Here is a 21,439-nt window from a genome sequence, read left to right as displayed (position 1 = left end):
GCTTTGGATTTTTTAGAAGCTAATCCTGCTATCCGCTACAATCTTTTTGTTTTTAAAGAAAAAACAAAAAGGATTTTCACTACTATCAGGGCTAGGGCATTATTTTTCAATCAGCAAAATACAAATCTAAGAGCGAAGCGATTCTAAAAATCCAATAATCTAACATGTCCGCATTCCAATTCAAAAAATTCACAGTAAACCAAGACCGTTGCGCGATGAAAGTTGGCACCGATGGCGTTTTACTTGGTGCGTGGACTCCTATTGATAACCGACCGTTTTCAGTTTTAGACATTGGTGCCGGAACCGGAATTTTGGCTTTAATGCTGGCCCAAAGATGTCATGCCGAACACTCGAGCCTGAAAGGCGAACTGGCGCAGCAAATTGACGCTATCGAAATTGATGAAGATGCTTTTGAACAATGCGTAGAAAACTTTGAAAATTCTCCTTGGTCTGACCGTTTGTATTGTTATCATGCGGGTTTGGACGAATTTATGGAAGAACCCGAAGACGAATACGATTTAATTGTTTCCAATCCGCCGTTTTATAGTGAAGATTACAAAACCGAAAGCGAACAAAGAGATTTGGCTCGTTTTCAAGACGCTTTGCCTTTTGAGGATTTGATTGAAGCGGCTTCGGTCTTACTTTCCGAAAACGGAATCTTCTCTGTGATTATTCCCCATAAAGAAGAAGCCAAATTTATCGGCTTAGCCAAAGAATACAATTTATTTCCTTTCAAAATTACCCGCGTAAAAGGAACACCAACTACCGAAATCAAAAGAAGTTTACTCGCTTTTTCCTTTTCCGAAAAAACAAATTTTCCAATCGATGAGCTTATCATCGAAACCGCACGTCATCAATATACGGAAGACTACATTGCGTTGACTAAAGAATTTTATTTGAAGATGTAATTAATCGGTGAGAAGTAATTCCATATTGACGGAATACCTTTCTTGTTTATGCCAATCACCATCTTTAAAATACCAAGAATCTTGGTATTCATTGATATGATTAATAGCAATTAACGGTTCGTAAAAAAACGCATTGGGATTTATACTGTTCTCTGCATACACTTTGTTTTGTTCCAATAAAGGATGTTGAATGATAATGAAAATCCCGTTGGCCGGAAATTCAATGTTCAACCTATTCAAATCGGCTTCTACGATATGGGTTCCTTTTTTGAGTTTGTAAATAAGGGTTTCGGTATTTACTATTTCACTAGGCTTTCCATCATCACCAACGGAATAAACCAAAACACTTATCAGTCGGTTTTTATTGGTGGCTGTAGCGAAGAATTTCGCTTTACTTAGATATTTCCCTTTGTTGCTGTTGTTGGGAAAATATTTCGCTGTCATGGCTATTTTAGTATCCCATTGCACACCATAATGATTGTCGCCTCTTTTGGCTTTGCCCAATTTTATAGGGTTTTCGAATTTGCGCTTGACCACCTTTACTTCTTCCAAGGAAATCCTGTTTGGTCTAAGAAATATCTCGTCTGTGATTTTTGCAATCGTATCGTGGTAACCAATACAAGTGATTTTGAAATAACTTGTTGTCTCTTTAGCATCGATACTAAAAATACCGGTGGAATCTGCGGTTCGATAAAGGGATTCCGCTTTCCATACATTGGCATATGGTACTGGCATTTTTGACTCTTTATCTTTAACATGTACTTTCGTTTGTGCTTGACACAAAGTACTCATGAAACAAAACAACAACACTATTACTTTTCTCATACAATCAATAAAAGGAACCCGAAGATACCTATTTTAACTTTAACTTTTTGTACTATAATATTTAACAAATTCTTCGGAGTTTACCACAAGCTGTTTGACTAATTTAGTTTCAGAAGTAATTCACACTGATGCTTATGCCAAAAATTACCTGTTTTCTTTTTTTGTTGTTCTCCATTGTTGGCTTTTCGCAAAGTGAAAAACAAATTCACGGCAAAGTTTTATTTGGCCAAACACCGCTTACCACTATTGATGTTGTTAATCTCAATTCGAGAGAAATTACCACAACTGACATGAATGGTCATTTTAGTATTTCCGCTAAAGTCAAGGATACCCTTTTCATTATTTCTAAAGCTTATGCTGACCGAAGAATAGCCTTAACGCAGGAATTATTAAACCAAAACAACCTCATCATTTACTTGGAAAAAAAACCGATTGAACTTGATGATGTAGAAATTACCACAACGCAAAGCGTTAAAATTAAAATCAGCCAAGCCGATATTGACGCTATAAAAATAGCCAAAGATGCCAACAAACTGAAAGTATTAAATGTTAATGACGGTACTATTGAAAACGGCATTGATTTTGTCAGAATGGGCAAAGGTTTACTCAATTTATTTAAGAATAAAGACAAAGAAAAACCCGAAAAGCCATTGCCACCCATTCCTTTTAAAGACTATCTGGCTTTGAATTTTGATCCTATTTTTTATACTGAAAAACTTAAGTTGAAACCTGAAGAAATCGATTTGTTTATTGCCTTTTGCGAAACCGATCCAAAAGCCAAAACCATTTCGGAACGTCAAGATGTTTTAGAAACGCTGGGTTTTCTGCTGGATAAAAATGAAGAGTTTAACAAACTCGAGCGTTAATAGTCAGCAGTTATGAATCTAGCCCGGATAGAAGTGAAAATCCTTTTTGCAAAAAAAGATTGTAACGTATAGCCGGAAAAAGCTCCAAAAATTATAACAATTGTTAATGGCGTTTTTGATTAAGATTATGTAGCTTTGCAAACGTTTTCGTAAACCAAATTAAAGACTATGCGACCAGATTTATTTCAAGCTCCTGATTACTATAATTTAGATGATTTATTAACGGAAGAACACAAATTAGTGCGTGATTCTGCCCGTGCTTGGGTGAAGCGTGAAGTTTCGCCTATCATTGAAGACTATGCACAGCGTGCGGAATTCCCAAAACAAATCATCAAAGGTTTGGGTGAAATTGGTGGCTTTGGCCCATACATTCCAGAAGAATACGGCGGTGCCGGTTTAGACCAAATTTCGTATGGCTTAATCATGCAGGAAATTGAAAGAGGTGACTCGGGTGTACGTTCTACGTCATCGGTACAATCGTCTTTGGTGATGTATCCTATTTGGAAATTCGGAACCGAAGCACAACGTCAAAAATATTTACCCAAATTAGCCACCGGAGAATTCATGGGTTGTTTCGGATTGACCGAGCCTGATCATGGTTCGAATCCAAGCGGCATGACCACCAACTTCAAAGACATGGGCGACCATTATTTGTTGAACGGTGCCAAAATGTGGATTTCAAACGCACCATTTGCAGACGTAGCCGTAGTTTGGGCGAAAAATGAAGAAGGTAGAATCCACGGTTTAATCGTAGAACGCGGGATGGAAGGCTTTACTACTCCGGAAACGCACAACAAATGGTCACTTCGTGCTTCGGCAACGGGCGAATTGATTTTTGACAACGTAAAAGTGCCCAAAGAAAATTTAATGCCCGGTAAATCCGGATTGGGAGCGCCAATGATGTGTTTGGATTCGGCTCGTTACGGAATCGCTTGGGGCGCTATCGGTGCCGCGATGGATTGTTACGACACGGCTTTGCGTTATGCTAAAGAAAGAATACAATTTGACAAACCGATTGCTTCATTCCAATTACAACAAAAGAAATTGGCCGAAATGATTACCGAAATTACCAAAGCACAATTGTTAACTTGGCGTTTAGGAGTTTTGAGAAACGAAGGCAAAGCCACAACGGCTCAAATTTCGATGGCGAAAAGAAATAATGTTGACATGGCGATTAACATTGCCCGTGAAGCCCGTCAAATGTTAGGCGGAATGGGAATCACCGGTGATTATTCCATCATGCGTCACAGTATGAACTTAGAATCCGTGATTACTTATGAAGGCACACACGATATTCACTTGTTGATTACCGGTGCCGATATTACTGGTATTCCAGCTTTTAAATAAGATTAAACAATAAATAAAATTTATACAAAATGCTTCTCTGTTTCGGGAAGCATTTTTACTTTTGTGTTGTATTGAAAACTCAACGGTTTTGCAATACGTAAATACTAAAAAAAGCTATGACCATATCTATCATCAACGAGAAAATCCAACCACAGAAAGACATTTTACTACAACATCCTTTATACGAAAAAGTAAAAACTATTGACGATTTACAAAAATTCCTCGAAAGTCATGTGTATGCCGTTTGGGATTTTATGTCGCTGTTAAAAGCGTTACAAAGCAAATTAACTTGCACAACTACACCTTGGTTTGCCTCGGCTAATCCGGAAACTAGATACTTAATTAACGAGATTGTTTTAGCAGAAGAAAGCGATTTAACTTTAGACGGCAAACGATTAAGTCATTTCGAAATGTATGTTGAAGCCATGCAAAGTTGCGGCGCTTGTACCAAAGAGTTAGAAGTGTTTTTACAAAACGTAATCGATACCAAAAATGTATTTATTGCTATCAAACAAAGTGATTTACATCCTGAAGTAAAAGCCTTTTTAGACTTTACTTTCCGCGTAATTGAAGAAGGTAAAGTGCATAAAATTGCCGCTGCGTTTACGTTTGGCAGAGAAGATTTGATTCCGAACATGTTTACCGAAATCTTAAAAAGTTTCCAACAAAATTTCCCGGATGTCGATTTGGCCAAATTGATTTATTATTTTGAAAGACACATTGAATTAGATGCTGACGAACACGGACCAATGGCGATGCAAATGATTAGCGAACTTTGTCAGGATGACACCCAAAAGTGGAAAGAAGTCGAAGAAGTTTCAATTTTAGCTTTGGAAAAAAGAATCGGACTTTGGAATGCCATCGAAGAAAAAATTGAAGCGAGTTTGGAATTGGCTTAAATCCAAAGCAATTTGCTTGTATTACAATATAATTCATGAGATACATAGCTAAAATACTGTTCTCTTGCTGTTTGGTTTTATCATTTGTCGGATGTAGTTCGGACGTTGATGATGGCAATATAGCACCTGTAAATTATAAATATTTAGCCCTAGGCGACAGTTATACTTTTGGTCAAAACGTTTGTTTCGATTGCAAATTTCCCGAGCAACTTAGAGACAGTATTCTGGAGTATGTCAATTTTAGTGACACTTTTACCATCAAACTTATTGCGCAAACCGGCTGGACAACAACGAATTTAAAATCGGCAATCGCGGCTGAAAACTTAGCTAATGATTACGATTTGGTTACGCTTTTAATTGGGGTAAATAATCAGTATCAAAACAGACCTTTTAGTTTATTTGAACAAGAATTCCCTGAATTGGTTAATACGGCTATTGCTAAAGCCAAAGGCGATAAAAATAATGTAGTAGTAATCTCCATTCCGGATTATGCTTATACGCCTTTTGGACAAGGCACCTTAAATCCTTCTAACATTTCGGCTCAATTAAATGCTTATAATGCGTTCGCTGAAAACTATTGTCTTGCCAATGACATTACTTTTATCAATATTACCGACATCACCAGATTGGGTTTGCAACAGCCTGATTTGGTAGCCAATGACGGTTTGCATCCCTCGACAGTTGCTTATACAAAATTTGTAGAAAGAATTTTGCCTGCAGCGAAGGTAAAATTAGGATTGTAGTTAAGCTTCAGGCGCCAATTCGATTTCCAATCCTTCAAGGTCTTCAGTGATGTGAATTTGACAACCTAAGCGACTGTTGTCTTTGACATTGAAAGCTTCCCAAAGCATGGCTTGTTCATCGTCACTTTTCTCAGGCAATGGAAAATCGTTTAAAACATAGCACTGACAAGAAGCACACATGGCCATACCGCCACAAATCCCAATCGTTCCTTCGGGAGCCAATTCATAAGCACGAACCAATTCCATGATGTTCATGTTCATATCAGTTGGTGCTTGTACTTCGTGACTGATGCCTTCGCGATCAGTTATGGTTATTGTAACATCTTGCGGCATTAATCTTTATTTTTCTTTTTTAATTGTTCAATATCAGCTAAATCTTTTAATCTTCCTGTGGCTTTCTTGTTTTTCATTAAATCTTCAAGATCAATATATGGAACTTTGATTTTTTCTAATTCGAGCCAATTACATTTTTTTACACTTTCTACAAACTGTAAACCTGTAACTTTAGTTAGTATTTCAATTTTTCTTGGCTCAACTCCTATACTCCAAACATCTATTTTTTCGTTTTCAAAATCTTCTATTGAAAATATTGGAGCGCCAAAATCTCTATAAACCTTTTGTAATTTATTATAGTTCTCTGGTGTTTGGTCAACCCATAAATCTAAATCACCTGTACTTCTTCCGTACCCATGAAGAATAACAGCATAACCGCCTACCAGTAGGTAATCTACACTGTATTTGTCTAAAAGTTCTAAAAACTCTAAAAAATCAATATTAAATAAGTTCGGCATGTTTTCTTGAAGAAAAAACTGTTCTATCCACTTTTTTTTCTGGACTCGAATCAAAAATTGAATTAATGATATCACAAACATAATTCAATCTTTCTAATGGGGTTTTATCAATATAAAAAGTTACATGATCATCCGCTTCCTCAAATGAAGATTTTGAGACAACATTCCTATCCATCTTTATATTTTCCATAATCCAAAAGTATTAAAATTAAATTTAAACCGATACGATTTTAAAAACCTTATCAACGTTTGTTATTTAGTCTATCGATTTTACTACAGCTTTCTCAGCCTCTTTTCTTGTCCCATCAAAACCGTCAATACCGGAAACTGTAGTGTATTTTAACACATATTTCTTACCAGGATTTAATCGTTGGTAAACACTTTGGCACATCAATGTCGCTTCGTGGAAGCCACAAAGAATCAACTTCAACTTGCCCGGATAAATATTGACATCGCCTATGGCGTAGATACCTTCGATATTGGTTTGATAATCTAAAGCATTGTTGACTTTAATCGCATTCTTTTCGATTTCTAATCCCCAATTGGCAATAGGACCTAATTTAGGCGTTAATCCGAAAAGCGGAATAAAATAATCGGTTACTACATTCATGCGAGCACCATTGACTTCAATATCTACCGATTCGATTCTTTCAGAACCTTTGAAACCGATGACTTCGCCGGGTGTAATTAATTTTATCTTTCCTGCTGACTTCAATTCCTGTACTTTTTCAACAGAATCTAAAGCACCGCGGAATTCATTTCTTCGGTGTACCAAAGTTACGGAAGCGGCCACATCGGAAAGGAAAATACTCCAATCCAAGGCAGAATCACCGCCACCGGAAATTACTATGTTTTTTCCTCTGTATTTTTCCGGGTCTTTCACGAAATAATCAACGCCTCGGTCTTCTTTTTCGTAAAACTCTATATCTTTCAGTATTGGTTTTCTAGGTTCAAATGTTCCCAATCCACCGGCAATGGCAATGGCTTTGGCCAAATGTTTCGTGCCTTCATTAGTGGTTACGATGAAACTGCCATCTTCCAATTTTTCAATGGTTTCAGCGGTTTCTCCTAAGGTAAATCCGGGTTGGAATTGTTTGATTTGTTCCATTAAATTCGTAACCAAATCACCAGCCAACACTTCCGGATAACCAGGAATATCGTAGATGGGTTTTTTGGGATACAATTCTGCTAATTGACCACCAGGTTGTGGTAAAGCGTCAATAATGTGGCATTTGAGTTTTAATAATCCGGCTTCAAAAACGGCGAACAATCCGGTTGGTCCGGCACCGATTATTAGTATATCTGTTTCAATCATTTTTTGAGGTTCTGAGGTTCTAAGGTTTTAAGGCGCTAAGGTCTTTAAACCGGAACTTATATTTTATGATTTTTGTCATGTTCAGCACAGATGCGTTAGGGATAGCAGTGGAAATCCTTTTTAGGATTGTCAAATCCTGAAAAGATTGCAACGGATAGCCCGACCCTTGGGTAACGCCCAATTAAGCTACGTTCTCTACCGTTTCAATTTGTGGCGCGTATTTTTTAATCGTGGTTTCCACACCGGCTTTCATGGTGCTGATGCTCAAACTACAAGAAGTACAAGCGCCTTGAAGACGTACTTTTACGTGCTTTTCGTCTTCAATGGAAACCAAACTGATATCGCCGCCATCGGAATTCAGAAAAGGTCTGATTTCGTCGAGTGCTTTTTCAATATTTAAAATCAATTCTTCGTTTGTCATAATATTTAATTTGAAAATTTGAGAATTTGGAAATTTGAAAATGATTTTGGCATCTTCAAATCTTCAAATCTTCAAATCAATTTTATTTTTTATTTACTGCCGAACATCCGGCCATGGTTGTTATTTTGATAGCTTCGGTTGGTGGTAAACTTTCATTTCTGTTTACGGTTTCCTGAACCACATTTCTGGTGATTTCTTCAAAAACTTTTTCGATTACCGAAGCGGTTTGCAACGCAGCCGGACGACCGTAATCGCCAGCTTCGCGTATGCTTTGCACCAATGGTACTTCGCCTAAAAATGGTACTTGCAAATCTTCCGCTAGGTTTTTAGCACCTTCTTTTCCGAAGATGTAATATTTGTTGTTTGGCAATTCTTCCGGGGTAAAATAAGCCATGTTTTCGATGATTCCCAATACCGGAACGTTGATGCTGTCAGACAAAAACATCGAAACTCCTTTTTTGGCATCGGCCAAAGCTACGGCTTGTGGCGTACTTACGACAACAGCGCCAGTAATCGGTAACGATTGCATGATAGACAAATGAATATCGCCGGTTCCCGGTGGCAAATCGATTAACATAAAGTCTAATTCGCCCCAAGCTGCATCGAATATCATTTGGTTCAACGCTTTAGAAGCCATTGGCCCACGCCAAATTACGGCCTGACTTGGTGACGTAAAGAATCCGATAGAAAGCAATTTGATTTCGTAGCTTTCGATAGGTTTCATTTTAGATTTGCCGTCTACTTCGATGGAAATTGGTTTTTCGTTTTCTACGTCGAACATAATCGGCATTGATGGTCCGTAAATATCGGCGTCAAGAACTCCGACTTTGAAACCCATTTTGGCTAAAGTCACCGCTAAATTTGCGGTTACGGTAGATTTTCCAACGCCGCCTTTTCCGGAAGCAACGGCAATAATATTACTGATACCCGGAATGGCTTTGCCTTTGATTTCGTTCGGATTTTGTGTTGGAGTTTCTACTTTGATATTAACTTTAACCTCAGCATCCGGAGAAAATTTTTCGTGGATTAATTTTTTGATGTCATCTTCGGCGCGTTTCTTAATGTGCATGGCCGGCGTAGTAATTACTAAATCGACTACGACTTCGTTACCAAAAGTCAGTACGTTTTTTACCGCACCGCTTTCTACCATATTTTTCCCTTCGCCGGCGATAGTAATAGTTTCTAAAGCTGCTAAGATTTCTTTTCTATCTAGTTTCATTCGAATTGTAATTAAGCTTTTCAGTTGTGTTTATTTAAACTGAATTTAGATTGCAAAGATAATACGAAATGTTTGGAAACAATCGTTAAGGGATTGAAAATGTTTATGGAGAAATAGTTGGATTAAGATACTGAATACAGGAAGATTTACAATTATTTGTAAATTTTTCAAAAATTAGGAAATAATTACAAAAACTGCCTACTGCCACTGCCTATTGCTAACTGATCTCAGGTTGCCAAAAATGCTTTTCAAAATCCACAATCTGGTTATCAATCACTTCAATGCCTTCATTTTCGAGTAATTGTTGCATTAAATTGGTGCCTTCAAAATGGTGTTTCCCTGAAAGTACGCCTATTCTATTGACAACTCTGTGCGCCGGAACATCATCTCTGCCGTGGCAAGCATTCATGGCCCAACCTACCATTCTGGCGGAACGCGCCGTACCTAATGCTCGGGCAATAGCGCCATAAGATGTGACTTTTCCTTCGGGAATTTGGCGTGCAATGTTGTAAACTCTTTCGAAAAAATTATCTTCCATATTAGTGATACAACAATTTAATCAACGTAACCACGGCCATAAAAGTCGTTACCGAACCGATAACGATATTGATATTTTGCATTAGAAATTCGGTCTTTTTTTCAATTTTTTTGAAGGCAACGATGTAAAGATAAAAAACGCTAAACGAACCCAGAACTACACCAATTACAAAAGAAGAAACTGGGATTTTATCGAAACTGAAATAACCCGCGGCGGCTAAACCCATACTGGCAAATACGTAGAAAGGAATGGGAAGTAAATTCAGCATTGACAACAACATCCCAAAAAAGAAGCGATTGGATTTTCCTTTGATGGTTTTATGGGTTTTGATTTTTTTGGGTTTTTTGGCAATCCAGAAAAAATAAATACTCAAACCTGAGAAGATAAAGATACCGATTTCTTGTAAAGTCGCAACAATTTCTTGGTGAACACTTATAAACCTAGCAAACATTACGGCAATAAAAGTTTGAAAAAAAACTATGGTAGAAGCTCCGGCTGCAAAGCTAATCGCTTCATTTTTACTCTCTTGCAAACTGATTTTTGCCACTGTCATATTGATTAAACCCGGAAGTATAACCGCCAAAAACGAAATGCAAAAACCCAAAACAAGAGGCAAAATATAAGTCATCTATTTGATTTTGAAACGAATATACGTAATTGCTTTATTGATTTCCAAATATTGTTTTTCGTAAAACGTCTGGATTCCGGTCACTTCCTCAGGTGCACCTTCGTTTTTATAAACATTATGGTTGGCATATAAAACTTCGTGACCTTCGCCGTGTAATAATCCCAAAGTGTAGCCGTGCATAAATTCGCTGTCGGTTTTCAAGTTGACCACGCCATCGGGTTTTAAGATTCTTTTGTATAATTTTAAAAACTCGCTATTGGTCATACGGTGCTTGGTGCGTTTGTATTTGATTTGCGGATCGGGAAACGTGATCCAAATTTCAGAAACTTCATGGGTCGCAAAAATGTCTTCGATTAATTCGATTTGGGTTCGAACAAAAGCCACATTGTGCATGCCGTTCTCTACGGCAGTTTTGGCTCCACGCCAAAATCTTGCTCCTTTGATATCGATTCCAACAAAGTTTTTGTCCGGATATTTTTCGGCTAGACCAACGGAATATTCTCCTTTTCCGCAACCTAACTCGATAATGATTGGATTATCGTTTTTGAAGAAATCACTGTTCCATTTGCCTTTCAACGGAAATTCACCTCCTACTACTTCTTCTCTGGTTGGTTGGAAAACATTTTGAAAAGTTTCGTTTTCCTTAAATCGTTTTAATTTATTCTTACTGCCCACAAACTTTAAATTTTTCGGTAAAATTAAGGAAATTAAAGTCAGTACAAATAAAGTTTTGATAATGTTTAAGTAACCTAATTGTTTACCAAAAATCCTTTCTTTGAAAAACTGATTTATTTTGAAAAAAAGAAAAGTAGAAGTTGTTGTTATTTCCGATGTTCATCTCGGAACTTATGGCTGTCATGCTAAGGAATTATTGGATTATCTATCATCCGTCAAACCCAAAATTCTGATTCTAAATGGCGACATCATCGACATTTGGCAATTCAGAAAATCTTACTTTCCGGCTTCGCATTTGAAGGTGATCAAGAAAATTATTTCGCTAAGTTCCAAAGGCACCAAAATTTATTACCTAACCGGAAACCATGATGAATTCCTTAGAAAATTTACCGATTTGCATCTTGGCAATTTGAGTTTACTCAATAAACTGGTTTTGGATTTAGATGGCAAAAAAGCTTGGTTTTTCCATGGTGATGTTTTTGATGCTTCGATAAATCATGCTAAATGGTTGGCTAAATTGGGCGGTTGGGGTTATGATATGCTGATTGTAATCAATCGTTTTTTGAATTGGATTTTGGCGAAATTCAATAAAGAACCTTATTCGTTATCCAAAAAAATAAAGGACAATGTCAAATCCGCGGTGAAGTTTATCACTAATTTTGAGAATGTTTGTACCGAATTGGCCATAGAAAACCATTATGATTATGTAATTTGCGGTCACATTCACGAACCGAAAATCACTTTAGTAGAAACTGAAAAAGGCAAAACAACCTATCTGAATTCGGGCGATTGGATTGAAAATTTGACCGCTTTGGAATACAATAATAAAAAGTGGAAATTGTATAAACACAATCCGAATGATGCTTTCTTAGAAGAAGAACATCATTTTGAATATGAAGATAAATTGGCGGAACAGTTTATCAGCATTTTGAATAAATAATTAAAAGTATAATGCCAAGAAACATACTCATTGCGCCTTTAAATTGGGGTTTAGGTCACGCCACTCGTTGCATTCCAATCATACGCGAATTGGAACAACATGGCTTTACACCAATTATCGCTTCAGATGGTATCGCCTTGAAAATTTTGCAAAAAGAATTTCCACATTTAGAGTCATTGGCTTTGCCTTCTTACGAAATTGAATACGCTAAAGACGGTGCGGATTTCAAATGGAAACTGATTAAAAACAGTCCGAAAATGATACAGGCAATTTTTGAAGAGAAGAAAGTGGTCAAAGCTTTGGTTAAACAATATGACTTAAAAGGCATTATTTCTGACAACCGATTAGGGGTTTACAGCAAAAAGGTACCGAGTATTTTCATGACACATCAATTGAATGTTTTGTCCGGAAAAACCACTTGGATTTCGAGCAAATTGCATCAATATTTCATGGGTAAATTTACCGAATGTTGGATTCCGGATATGGAAGAACAACCGAATCTAACCGGAAAATTAGGGCATTTAAAAGACAGTGACTTGTCATTGAAATATCTTGGCCCGTTGAGTCGTTTGGAGAAAAAGGAATTGGAGTCTAAATACGAATTAATGGTGATTCTATCCGGTCCGGAACCTCAGCGAACTATGTTGGAGGAAAAACTAACTTTCGAACTTCAAAACTATAAAGGACAAATCATTTTTATCAAAGGAAAAGTTGAAGAGGAACAAAAAATCGACACCATCAAAAACATCACCTATTATAACTTCATGACTTCTTCTGAGATTGAAACTGCTTTTAACGAAAGTGAAATAGTCTTATGTCGTTCGGGTTACACAACTGTAATGGATTTAGCCAAACTCGAAAAGAAAGCCTTTTTTATTCCAACTCCGGGACAATTTGAGCAAGAATATTTGGCCAAAAGATTCAAAAGAAACGGGATTGCACCTTATGCCAGACAAAACGAATTTAGGATAGAAAATTTATTGGAAATTCCGTTATACAAAGGTTTACCGCAACTGAATGAACCGGTTAATTGGAAGCAATTATTTATACTTTTCAAGGGTGAATGAGAATTCAGAACCTTTTCCGAATTCGCTTTCTACATATATTTTTTCGCCATGAGCTTCAATAATATGTTTTACAATTGACAAACCTAAACCGGATCCGCCTTCACTTCTGGCGCCGCTTTTATCGACTCTAAAAAAGCGCTCAAACAAACGCGGAATGTATTGACTTTCAATTCCTTCGCCATTGTCTCTGAAACGGACTATGATTTTATCATTGACTAAATCTTCTATCGTTACCTCTGTCGTTCCGTTTTCTTTACCGTATTTGATGGAGTTCATGACCAAATTGGTCAATACTTGCTGTATTTTTTCTTTATCGGCAAAGACTTTGATAGGTTTATTGTATTTTCGATCGAACATGAGAATGATGTTCTTTTTGTCGGCTTTCATTTCGAGTAAATCAAAGACATTTTGAATTAATTCTACGATGTTGAACTTAGACAATTCGAGGTTCAAATCGCCGGTTTCTAGTTTGGATATCATGTCTAAGTCTTCAACGATGTAGATTAGTCTTTCTACCCCTTTTTCGGCTCTTTCCAGATATTTTTTGCGGATATTTTTATCATTCATGGCGCCATCCAACAATGTAGCCAAATAACCCTGAACCGTAAATAGTGGGGTTTTTAACTCATGAGAAACGTTTCCCAAAAACTCGCGACGGTATTCTTCACGGACTTTAAGTGTCTCGATTTCCATTTTTTTGTCGGTGGCAAACTTTTTCACTTGCTTGGTTAAAGTCGCCATGTCGGTTGTAATGGGTTGATTTCTGAAAGAGGTCGATTCTAAAAGAGAAACATCATCGTAGATTTTTTTTACTCTTCGGTAAATAAAGTGTTCTACGCGGTATTGGATTACGAAGAATGAAAAAGTAAAAATACAAAAACCAAAAACCAAAGAAATTAACCAGTCAAATTTGTGAAAAAAAAACCACAACAATAATCCAAGAAAACCAGTAGCAAAAACCGTAATATAGGAAGATGAAACTACTGCAAAACGGTAGGTTTTCTTGAAATTGACTTTCATTTACACTTCTAATTTGTAACCAACACCTTTGATGGTTTTGAATAATTCTTCGCCTATTTTTTCGCGTAGTTTTCTAATGTGAACATCTATGGTTCTTCCGCCAACAATGACTTCATTGCCCCAAACTTTATCTAAAATTTCTTCGCGTTTGAAAACTTTTCCGGGTTTGGATGCCAAAAGGTAGAACAATTCAAATTCTTTTCTTGGAAGAACAATTTCTTTACCTTCCTTGATGATTTTATATTCTTCTCGATTGATTTCTATACCACCAACGTTAAGGGTTTCGGTATTTTGTTCTTCATTTTTCAATCGGCGCAACAAAGCTTTTACTTTGCTGACCAATAGTTTAGGTTTGATAGGTTTGGTGATATAATCATCGGCACCGGCATCAAAACCGGCCACTTGAGAATAATCTTCGCTTCGAGCGGTTAAAAAAGTAATTATAACATTGCTTAATTCAGGTAGTTTTCGAATGTTTTCACAAGCTTCCATACCGTCCATTTCGGGCATCATCACATCCATAATGATGAGTTGTGGTAATTCTTTTTTAGCTTTGGTAATCGCTTCTTTTCCATTGGTAGCGGTTACGATTTGATATCCTTCTTGGGAAAGATTGTAGCCTACAATTTCCAGGATATCCTGTTCATCATCTACTAATAAAATCTTGATGTCTTTTTTTTTCATGTGGACACGATTGTTTTTTGTCGATGTAAATGTAAAGATAATACAAAATGATTATATACAATATAATTTGAGTTAACCGTAATTTAATCTGTTAACAATTTCGTAATACATAGTCAACACAATGGTAATAATGAAGTAACACGCTCTTTACACTACGGTAGTTTCTTTGCACCAAAATTAAACAAGACAACATGAAACTTAAATTAATTGTTACTTTTTTATTGATCAATGTTATCGGATTAGCCCAAACAAAAGGAACGATCACAGGTACATTAACAGATAAAGATTTAAACAACGAACCTTTGCCTTTTGCTAATGTAATTATAAAAGGAACAGCCATTGGAGTTACTACAGATGAAAACGGAAAATATACAATAGCCGTTGAAGCCGGAACTTATACCATTCAATTTACCTTTGTAGGTTATGAAACTATTGAGGAAAAAATTGAAGTAAAAGCAGGAGAAACACTTACTATTAATAAAGCATTAGGCTCCGGCAGTTATCAATTACAAGATGTTGTGATTCAAAAAACTGTAAGTCGTGAAAAAGAATCTGCTTTGTTATTGGAACAAAAAAACGCAGTCGAAATCAAGCAAAGTATTGGTGCTCAGGAAATGCAAAGAAAAGGAGTGTCAACGGTTGAACAAGGTGTGGCGAAAATCTCCGGTGTTTCTAAAGTAGCAGATAGAGGAATTTTTATACGTGGTTTGGATGATCGCTACAATTATCTTCAAATTAACGGGTTGAATTTTATCCCATCTGATCCAAACTTAAAAACGATACCTCTGAGTTTTATCCCAACAGACATCGTAAGAAATATTGATGTTTTCAAGACTTTTAACTCAAGCTTATACCAAGATTTCGCTGGAGCTTCGTTGAATATTTGGACTAAAGACATCAGTTCTAAACCTTTTACCAAAATAAGTATTACAACGGGTTTAAACACCATAACTAGTTTTAAGGATTTTAAATCAGGAGAAGAAGGCGGTGCTGATTTCTTTGGATACTCAGGTAATAATCGCAGTATTCCGAATGTTTTTGATGAATCAAATCCAATTGGATATGAAGCCAGTTCATCTGAATCAAAAGATTTATTCAATTCTTCTTGGAGTCCTAACAAAACAAAGGCACCATTAAGCATTGGAACAAGTATTACCAATTCTGACTCTTTTGATTTAGAAAATGACAGAAAGATTGGTTACATCTTCAACGTGAATTTCAGCAACAATTATTTATCTCAAACCGGTGAAAGACGTTTTCTAAACTCAAGCGGTGATGCTTTTAAAGATTTTGAAGTGGGCAGTTGGAAATACAACACCCAAAAATCATTCTTGGGAAGTATTCAATTGAAAAAAGCACAAAAGTATAACTTCATGTTCAATTTGATATACTTACAAAATTCTGAAAGTGAGATTGGAGAAATTCAAGGTGAAAATACCGATTTCATAACCATAGACAGGCCTTTCTTTTTGAGAGACACCAAGTATGTAGAAAACACTTCATTTGGTGTTCAACAATTGGGAACGTTATATTTTAAAGATAAAAAACACACTCTTGAATATGGTATTGCGGCTACACTTGGAAAAAACGATACTCCTGACAGAAGAATTTTAATTGCTGAAGGGGTTGGTGAAGATGCCGATTTTGTAACATTTAACGGTGCGAATCCTTTCCGATTTTATTCACTATTAGACAATATCAACATCAATGGTAAAGTAGAATACGAAATTCAATTTGGTGGTGAAGTAGATAACCGAGCTAAAAACATCATCAAGTTTGGATACAATGGAGATTACACAGCTTATGACTTTTTTAACAGAACAATCAGAGTAAATGGTGGTGGTAATCTGACCGATACCAACATGGATACGGAAAACCCTCAAGCGTTTTTTGATGCTAATTTTGACAATGGCAATTTATTTTACGCCAGTACACCAGACCCAACATACAAAGTAAAAGCATTGCAATACATCAATGCCGGTTATGTAAATTATTCCAGAAATTGGGAAAAATTATCAGTTGATTTAGGCCTCAGAGTTGAATACATGTTCAGAGAAACTAAATACCGTTTAGAAACTGATCCTGTTAACAGCAAATTTAGAAAATCAGAATATGATCCTTTTGATTTCAATCCGGTAGTTAATGCTAAATATGAGTTAAACGAAAAAACTAATTTACGTTTTACAGCTTCTAAAACTTCTACGAAACCAAGATTTAGAGAAATTCTTCCATTTCGATACCAAGATGGTGACGGTAGTTTTACACAGGGTAACATTGATATAAAAAATACCATTAATTACAATGCTGATTTGAAATATGAATATTTCCCAAATCAATCGTCATTGTTTGCTGTTGCGCTTTTTGGAAAGTACATTCAAGATCCTATAACCCGATTGTTCATTTCAACTTCTACAGGACCATTGACTTATTTTGCTAACTTCAAGGAAGCTAGTCTTTATGGGATTGAATTAGAAAGCAACTTCGGAATGGATTTAATCTTTGAAGACAGTCCACTTGCGGAAAGATTTTCAATTGGGGTTAACGCCATCTTTATGAAATCAAATGAAAAAGCTCCCGATACCGGATTCGAGTTTATCACATCAAAAAGCAGATCATTACAAGGTGCTTCTGACTTCATTTTGAATACAGATATAGTATATGATTTAATTAAAAACGATAAAGTAGAATCAAAAGTTTCTTTCATCTACAACACATTTAGTGAAAGAATTTATGCCGTTGGGAATTCCTCTGCCGATGATTTTAAAGAACAAACCATAGACATGTTAGACTTTACTTGGAGAAATACTTTTGCTAAAAAATACCAATTAAACTTTACAGCAAAAAATTTATTAAATTCTAATATTTCGGTTACTCAAGATCCAACACAGCCCATTGCAAATCCGAGTCAGTTTAGCAACATTCACAGAAGACTTAATCAAGGTATAACACTTGGTTTAGAGTTTTCGTATACCTTCTAAATATTTAAATTTTTGTTAGTTAGTTAAGAAAGAGAGAGACAACATGTTCTCTCTTTTTTATTGATAACATTTAGTTTACAAATACTTCATTAACACGTAACTGTTATATAACTTTTGATTAACCTCTTTTGGAAATGCTAAAATTACTTTTGTCAAAACAATATAACAATTAAATAATGAAAACAAATTTCTTAAAAATCGCTGCTTTAGTAGTATTATGTTTTACTATCGGATGTTCCTCTGATGATTCTGATGGGCCAACAATTCCTAATTTAGAAGGTTCTGTTCTTCAAGGCAACATTACAACTGACTTAAACGTTCCTGCAGGAAATTATAACTTAAAAGGCGTTGTTGTAGTAAAATCTGGAGCAACTTTAACCATTGAAGCAGGAACAACTTTTACTGTTTCTACTGCTGATCAAGCTACCGGAACAAATTATTTGCAAGTTGAACAAGGAGCAAAATTAATTGCTAATGGAACTTCAACTTCTCCAATTGTATTTACTGCTCAATCAAACCAAATTGGAGCTTGGGGAGGAATTATTTTGAACGGAAAAGCAAGAATTAACGTTGCCGGCGGGACTGAAATCGCTGAAGCTGGTGGCTTAATTTATGGTGGAACTGATGATGCAGACAGCTCTGGTTCATTGAAATATGTTAGAGTTGAATATGCTGGTGCTGCTATTACAGGTGGAACTGCAGAATACAATGCTTTTTCATTCTTTGGTGTTGGTTCAGGAACAGTTTTAGAAAACCTACAAGCTTACAAAGGAGCTGATGATGCTTTTGAATTTTTCGGTGGATCAGTTAATGGAACAAATTTAGCGGCTTTCGGTTGTGAGGATGACAATATCGACTGGGACAGAGGTTACAGAGGAACACTAAGCAACATTTGGATTATCCAACCAGCTAATGGAGATTTTGGTTTTGAATGTTCAAATTTACCGGTTGAATTTAACAGTTCTCCAAGAGCAAACCCAACGGTATCTAATGTAACTATTGTTGGCTCAGGGAATGTCACTAAAGCTGCTTTCAACTTTAAAGAAGGAACGGCTGGTATTATCTCTAACGTAAAAGTAACAAATGTTGGATATGGCGTAGATTTAAGAAACCAATTAGGGCAATTCCAAGATGGTTCATTAAAAATAAACAATGCAAGTATTACTTACCTTACAGCTTTAACTAGAAACGGTATTTCTGGTGACACCACCAATATTGATTCTATGGTAACTGTTAATGCTGGTGCTGTTGGTGCAAACCAAGCGCCTTTCACAAGCGGAAGTTGGTTGAGAAACTTATAAAAATAAAAGATTATTGATAAAAACTCCTTCCTAAAACGAAGGAGTTTTTTTTGGTACAATATTTGAAATAATTTTTATATCTTTGTAATAACCAAATTAGAGTCATGAAAAGAAACTACTTTTTAACCGCTTCCTTCTTCTTATTGTTTTCGCTGGTGTCAATGGCACAAGACGTAAAGCAACAAGGCGAAACGCTTGGCTTCTACCCAAATCCTGTTAGTAACGGAAAAATCTACATCACTTCAAAAACATCACTTGACAAAGAGATACTTATCTTTGATGTCTTAGGAAAAAAAGTGTTACAGACTACCATTTCTTCTAAAGAATTAAACATTACCTCTATTCCTCCCGGAGTTTATATTATCAAAATTACCGAAGGAGAAACCACTACCACTAGAAAACTAATTGTCAGATAGTTAATCTTTGGTCTTTTTAACTTTTATTTAATCATTTTTTTACAATCTTATTTTTGGCTAACAAATATTGTCATTATATTTGTAAGCTAATTAAATTTAAAAAAATGAAAAAAATCTACTCTTTATTACTTTTGGTAATGACTTCTGTTTCTTTCGGACAGACGTTTTACACTGAAAACATGGGAACCACAGCCAGCGGAAACCCGTTAATTACTGCTTATACTGGATTTCAAGCTACGTCACCAATTGTCTACACAGGAACAGGCGACATGAGAACAACAACTCCGTCAACAGGTTATGTTGGTGCTTCAGGAAGTGTAAATGTTTTTTTATCAAACACTACTACAGCTGAGTTTTTTCAAATAGATGGTATAAACTCATCAGCTTACAGTTCGGCTAACTTGCAATTGAAATTTGGTTATTTAGCGAACAGTGTTGCCAATGCCGGTTTAATTGTTGAAGTTAGTACTGATGCTACTAACTGGACTCCTTTGACCTATACTACTAATACCAACACAAGTTGGAACTTAGTAACTATTGGCGGAGGTGTAATTCCATCATCTACTACTTTAAGCATAAGATTTACACAGCCAAATTTAGCTGCACAAATCAGAATTGATGATGTGAGTTTGAGCAATGTTAATGCTTCTTGTACTTTAGCTTTGGGAATCCCAACAACGGCTTGTGATGCTTCTACTTTAAACTTAGATACTTATACAGCAACTATCTCTTACACCGGTGGTGGTTCAGGAAGTTATACCATAACGCCTTCTTCAGGTACTGTTGGCGGAGACAATCCTGGTAGTGTGGCTGCCGGAAACATTGTTATTTCTGGAGTTACAGAAAACACAGCACTTACAGTTACTATCACAAGCGGATCTTGTTCTTACGAATCAAACGTTGCTTCGCCAGAATGTAAACCGGTAAACACATTACCATACTTAGAGTCTTTCCCTTATACTGTTGGCGGATCTTTAAATGCTGAACAAAAATGGTCTATCGTTAATACAGGAGATAACATTACTATTGCGGCAGGAAGTTTAGCTTATCCTGGAATTACTGCTTCAGGAAATTCTATCACCTTCGTTGGAACCGGAGCCGAATCAAGAAGTTTATTTACAAGTACTAACACCGGATATATTTATGCTTCATTTATAGTAACAGCCAGTGATTTATCAAATGTTACTACAGACTTAGCCAACACTTACTTTGCTTTGTTTACAGATGCAAACGGAGGTTCTACTAATGCTAGAGTATGGATTAGAAAAAATGGAACACAATACCAATACGGTTTAGGTTCTACTGCAGCTCCAAGCGACTGGGATCCGACTTTATACAATGCCGGAGACGTTCAATACGTTGTATTAAGCTATGATTTCACAGGAAATACTTTGTCTTTATTTGTTAACCCGACTATCGGTGGTAGTGCTGCACCAACAGTAAGCGTTACTCCTGCCTCAGCTTTTGCTAATTTAGGTGGATTCATGTTCAGACAAGATACTGCGACAAATACACCAACTATCATCGCCGATGAGTTGAGAATTGATACAACGCCTAACTTTACTTTAGGAACAAGACAAAATGAAATTTCAGGTTTAAAAGTATACCCTAACCCGGTTTCTAACGGAACTTTATTTATCGAAACTGCTGCTAACGCTGAAAAAACAGTTACTGTTTATGACATCTTAGGCAAACAAGTTTTAAATACAATTACTTCTAATAATGCAATCAACGTAAGCAACCTTAGAGGTGGCGTTTATGTAGTTAAAATTACTGAAGAAGGTAAAACGGCTACCAGAAAATTAGTAATCAACTAATTGCTAATCGCGATATCAAAAAGCCCTTTCGTAAGTTAGGG

General features: G+C 36.3%; 23 protein-coding genes. 11 read left to right on the top strand and 12 right to left on the bottom strand.

Annotated features, from left to right (window positions below; all coding sequences use genetic code 11):
• Nucleotides 1-164 precede the first annotated feature (164 nt).
• A complete protein-coding gene (locus tag ACK4R1_RS03480) occupies nt 165-908 on the top strand; it encodes a tRNA1(Val) (adenine(37)-N6)-methyltransferase (RefSeq protein ID WP_409683683.1) in 744 nt (247 codons plus the stop codon).
• Here ACK4R1_RS03480 and ACK4R1_RS03475 read toward each other — a convergent pair whose 3' ends face one another.
• Nucleotides 909-1,733: a hypothetical protein gene (locus tag ACK4R1_RS03475; protein ID WP_409683680.1), complete on the bottom strand. Its 825-nt coding sequence runs from the start codon at nt 1,731-1,733 to the stop codon at nt 909-911.
• 134 nt (nt 1,734-1,867) lie between these two features.
• Here ACK4R1_RS03475 and ACK4R1_RS03470 point away from each other — a divergent pair, with 134 nt between their 5' ends.
• The 4 genes from ACK4R1_RS03470 (at nt 1,868) to ACK4R1_RS03455 (ending at nt 5,588) form a co-directional block, all read left to right on the top strand.
• Nucleotides 1,868-2,599, top strand: coding sequence for a hypothetical protein (locus tag ACK4R1_RS03470; protein WP_409683678.1), 732 nt, complete (start codon nt 1,868-1,870; stop codon nt 2,597-2,599).
• Nucleotides 2,600-2,767: 168 nt separating this feature from the next.
• On the top strand, nt 2,768-3,946 hold the full coding sequence (locus ACK4R1_RS03465; RefSeq protein WP_409683675.1) for an acyl-CoA dehydrogenase family protein: 1,179 nt from the start codon (nt 2,768-2,770) through the stop codon (nt 3,944-3,946).
• Between the two features lie 116 nt (nt 3,947-4,062).
• Nucleotides 4,063-4,845: a DUF3050 domain-containing protein gene (locus tag ACK4R1_RS03460; protein ID WP_409683672.1), complete on the top strand. Its 783-nt coding sequence runs from the start codon at nt 4,063-4,065 to the stop codon at nt 4,843-4,845.
• 35 nt (nt 4,846-4,880) lie between these two features.
• Complete coding sequence (locus tag ACK4R1_RS03455) at nt 4,881-5,588, top strand: SGNH/GDSL hydrolase family protein (protein WP_409683669.1); 708 nt, start codon at nt 4,881-4,883, stop codon at nt 5,586-5,588.
• Here the strand turns inward: ACK4R1_RS03455 and ACK4R1_RS03450 are convergent, their stop codons facing one another.
• From ACK4R1_RS03450 to trmB, 9 genes are all read right to left on the bottom strand, one after another.
• On the bottom strand, nt 5,589-5,921 hold the full coding sequence (locus tag ACK4R1_RS03450) for a ferredoxin (RefSeq protein ID WP_409683666.1): 333 nt from the start codon (nt 5,919-5,921) through the stop codon (nt 5,589-5,591).
• The gene (locus tag ACK4R1_RS03445; RefSeq protein ID WP_409683663.1) at nt 5,921-6,379 is read right to left on the bottom strand and encodes a DUF6036 family nucleotidyltransferase; all 459 of its coding nucleotides are present in this window, start codon (nt 6,377-6,379) and stop codon (nt 5,921-5,923) included. Before ACK4R1_RS03445 ends, ACK4R1_RS03450 begins: the two co-directional genes overlap by 1 nt.
• A complete protein-coding gene (locus tag ACK4R1_RS03440; protein ID WP_409683660.1) occupies nt 6,363-6,569 on the bottom strand; it encodes a hypothetical protein in 207 nt (68 codons plus the stop codon). The genes ACK4R1_RS03445 and ACK4R1_RS03440 overlap by 17 nt, the downstream gene beginning before the upstream one ends.
• Before the next feature lie 66 nt (nt 6,570-6,635).
• A complete protein-coding gene (locus ACK4R1_RS03435; RefSeq protein ID WP_409683657.1) occupies nt 6,636-7,694 on the bottom strand; it encodes an NAD(P)/FAD-dependent oxidoreductase in 1,059 nt (352 codons plus the stop codon).
• A gap of 181 nt (nt 7,695-7,875) precedes the next feature.
• A complete protein-coding gene (locus tag ACK4R1_RS03430; RefSeq protein ID WP_409683654.1) occupies nt 7,876-8,115 on the bottom strand; it encodes a NifU family protein in 240 nt (79 codons plus the stop codon).
• An 82-nt stretch (nt 8,116-8,197) separates the two neighbouring features.
• Nucleotides 8,198-9,334, bottom strand: a complete 1,137-nt coding sequence (locus ACK4R1_RS03425; RefSeq protein WP_409683651.1) for a P-loop NTPase — start codon at nt 9,332-9,334, stop codon at nt 8,198-8,200.
• A gap of 217 nt (nt 9,335-9,551) precedes the next feature.
• A complete protein-coding gene (locus tag ACK4R1_RS03420; protein ID WP_409683648.1) occupies nt 9,552-9,872 on the bottom strand; it encodes an MGMT family protein in 321 nt (106 codons plus the stop codon).
• A 1-nt stretch (nt 9,873) separates the two neighbouring features.
• Entirely contained in the window at nt 9,874-10,500 is a 627-nt protein-coding gene (locus tag ACK4R1_RS03415) for a lysine transporter LysE (protein ID WP_409683646.1), read from the bottom strand.
• Nucleotides 10,501-11,175, bottom strand: a complete 675-nt coding sequence (gene trmB, locus ACK4R1_RS03410; protein ID WP_409683643.1) for a tRNA (guanosine(46)-N7)-methyltransferase TrmB — start codon at nt 11,173-11,175, stop codon at nt 10,501-10,503.
• 118 nt (nt 11,176-11,293) lie between these two features.
• On the opposite strand from trmB, the gene ACK4R1_RS03405 reads away from it, so the two are divergent.
• Both ACK4R1_RS03405 and ACK4R1_RS03400 read left to right on the top strand, forming a co-directional pair.
• Nucleotides 11,294-12,115 carry a UDP-2,3-diacylglucosamine diphosphatase gene (locus ACK4R1_RS03405; RefSeq protein ID WP_409683640.1) on the top strand — a complete coding sequence of 274 codons (822 nt, stop codon included), beginning with the start codon at nt 11,294-11,296 and terminating at the stop codon, nt 12,113-12,115.
• A gap of 11 nt (nt 12,116-12,126) precedes the next feature.
• Complete coding sequence (locus ACK4R1_RS03400; protein WP_409683638.1) at nt 12,127-13,182, top strand: glycosyltransferase; 1,056 nt, start codon at nt 12,127-12,129, stop codon at nt 13,180-13,182.
• On the opposite strand, the gene ACK4R1_RS03395 is transcribed toward ACK4R1_RS03400, so the two are convergent.
• Together ACK4R1_RS03395 and ACK4R1_RS03390 are read right to left on the bottom strand one after the other, a co-directional pair.
• Entirely contained in the window at nt 13,156-14,202 is a 1,047-nt protein-coding gene (locus ACK4R1_RS03395; RefSeq protein ID WP_409683636.1) for a sensor histidine kinase, read from the bottom strand. The two genes, ACK4R1_RS03400 and ACK4R1_RS03395, sit on opposite strands and share 27 nt — an antisense overlap.
• On the bottom strand, nt 14,203-14,886 hold the full coding sequence (locus ACK4R1_RS03390; protein WP_409683633.1) for a response regulator transcription factor: 684 nt from the start codon (nt 14,884-14,886) through the stop codon (nt 14,203-14,205).
• A gap of 191 nt (nt 14,887-15,077) precedes the next feature.
• Here ACK4R1_RS03390 and ACK4R1_RS03385 point away from each other — a divergent pair, with 191 nt between their 5' ends.
• From ACK4R1_RS03385 to ACK4R1_RS03370, 4 genes are all read left to right on the top strand, one after another.
• Nucleotides 15,078-17,864 (top strand): TonB-dependent receptor, encoded by a 2,787-nt coding sequence (locus ACK4R1_RS03385; RefSeq protein ID WP_409683630.1) that lies wholly within the window; start codon nt 15,078-15,080, stop codon nt 17,862-17,864.
• A 176-nt stretch (nt 17,865-18,040) separates the two neighbouring features.
• The gene (locus tag ACK4R1_RS03380; RefSeq protein WP_409683627.1) at nt 18,041-19,165 is read left to right on the top strand and encodes a hypothetical protein; all 1,125 of its coding nucleotides are present in this window, start codon (nt 18,041-18,043) and stop codon (nt 19,163-19,165) included.
• Nucleotides 19,166-19,269: 104 nt separating this feature from the next.
• On the top strand, nt 19,270-19,581 hold the full coding sequence (locus ACK4R1_RS03375; RefSeq protein WP_409683624.1) for a T9SS type A sorting domain-containing protein: 312 nt from the start codon (nt 19,270-19,272) through the stop codon (nt 19,579-19,581).
• A gap of 104 nt (nt 19,582-19,685) precedes the next feature.
• A complete protein-coding gene (locus ACK4R1_RS03370) occupies nt 19,686-21,398 on the top strand; it encodes a T9SS type A sorting domain-containing protein (RefSeq protein ID WP_409683621.1) in 1,713 nt (570 codons plus the stop codon).
• Nucleotides 21,399-21,439: the final 41 nt, after the last annotated feature.

Source organism: Flavobacterium sp., assembly GCF_046293665.1.
In the GTDB taxonomy this organism is placed as follows: Bacteria; Bacteroidota; Bacteroidia; order Flavobacteriales; family Flavobacteriaceae; genus Flavobacterium.
The sequence above is the reverse complement of the archived record's forward strand: the minus strand, read 5'-3'. Positions and strand labels throughout refer to the sequence as shown.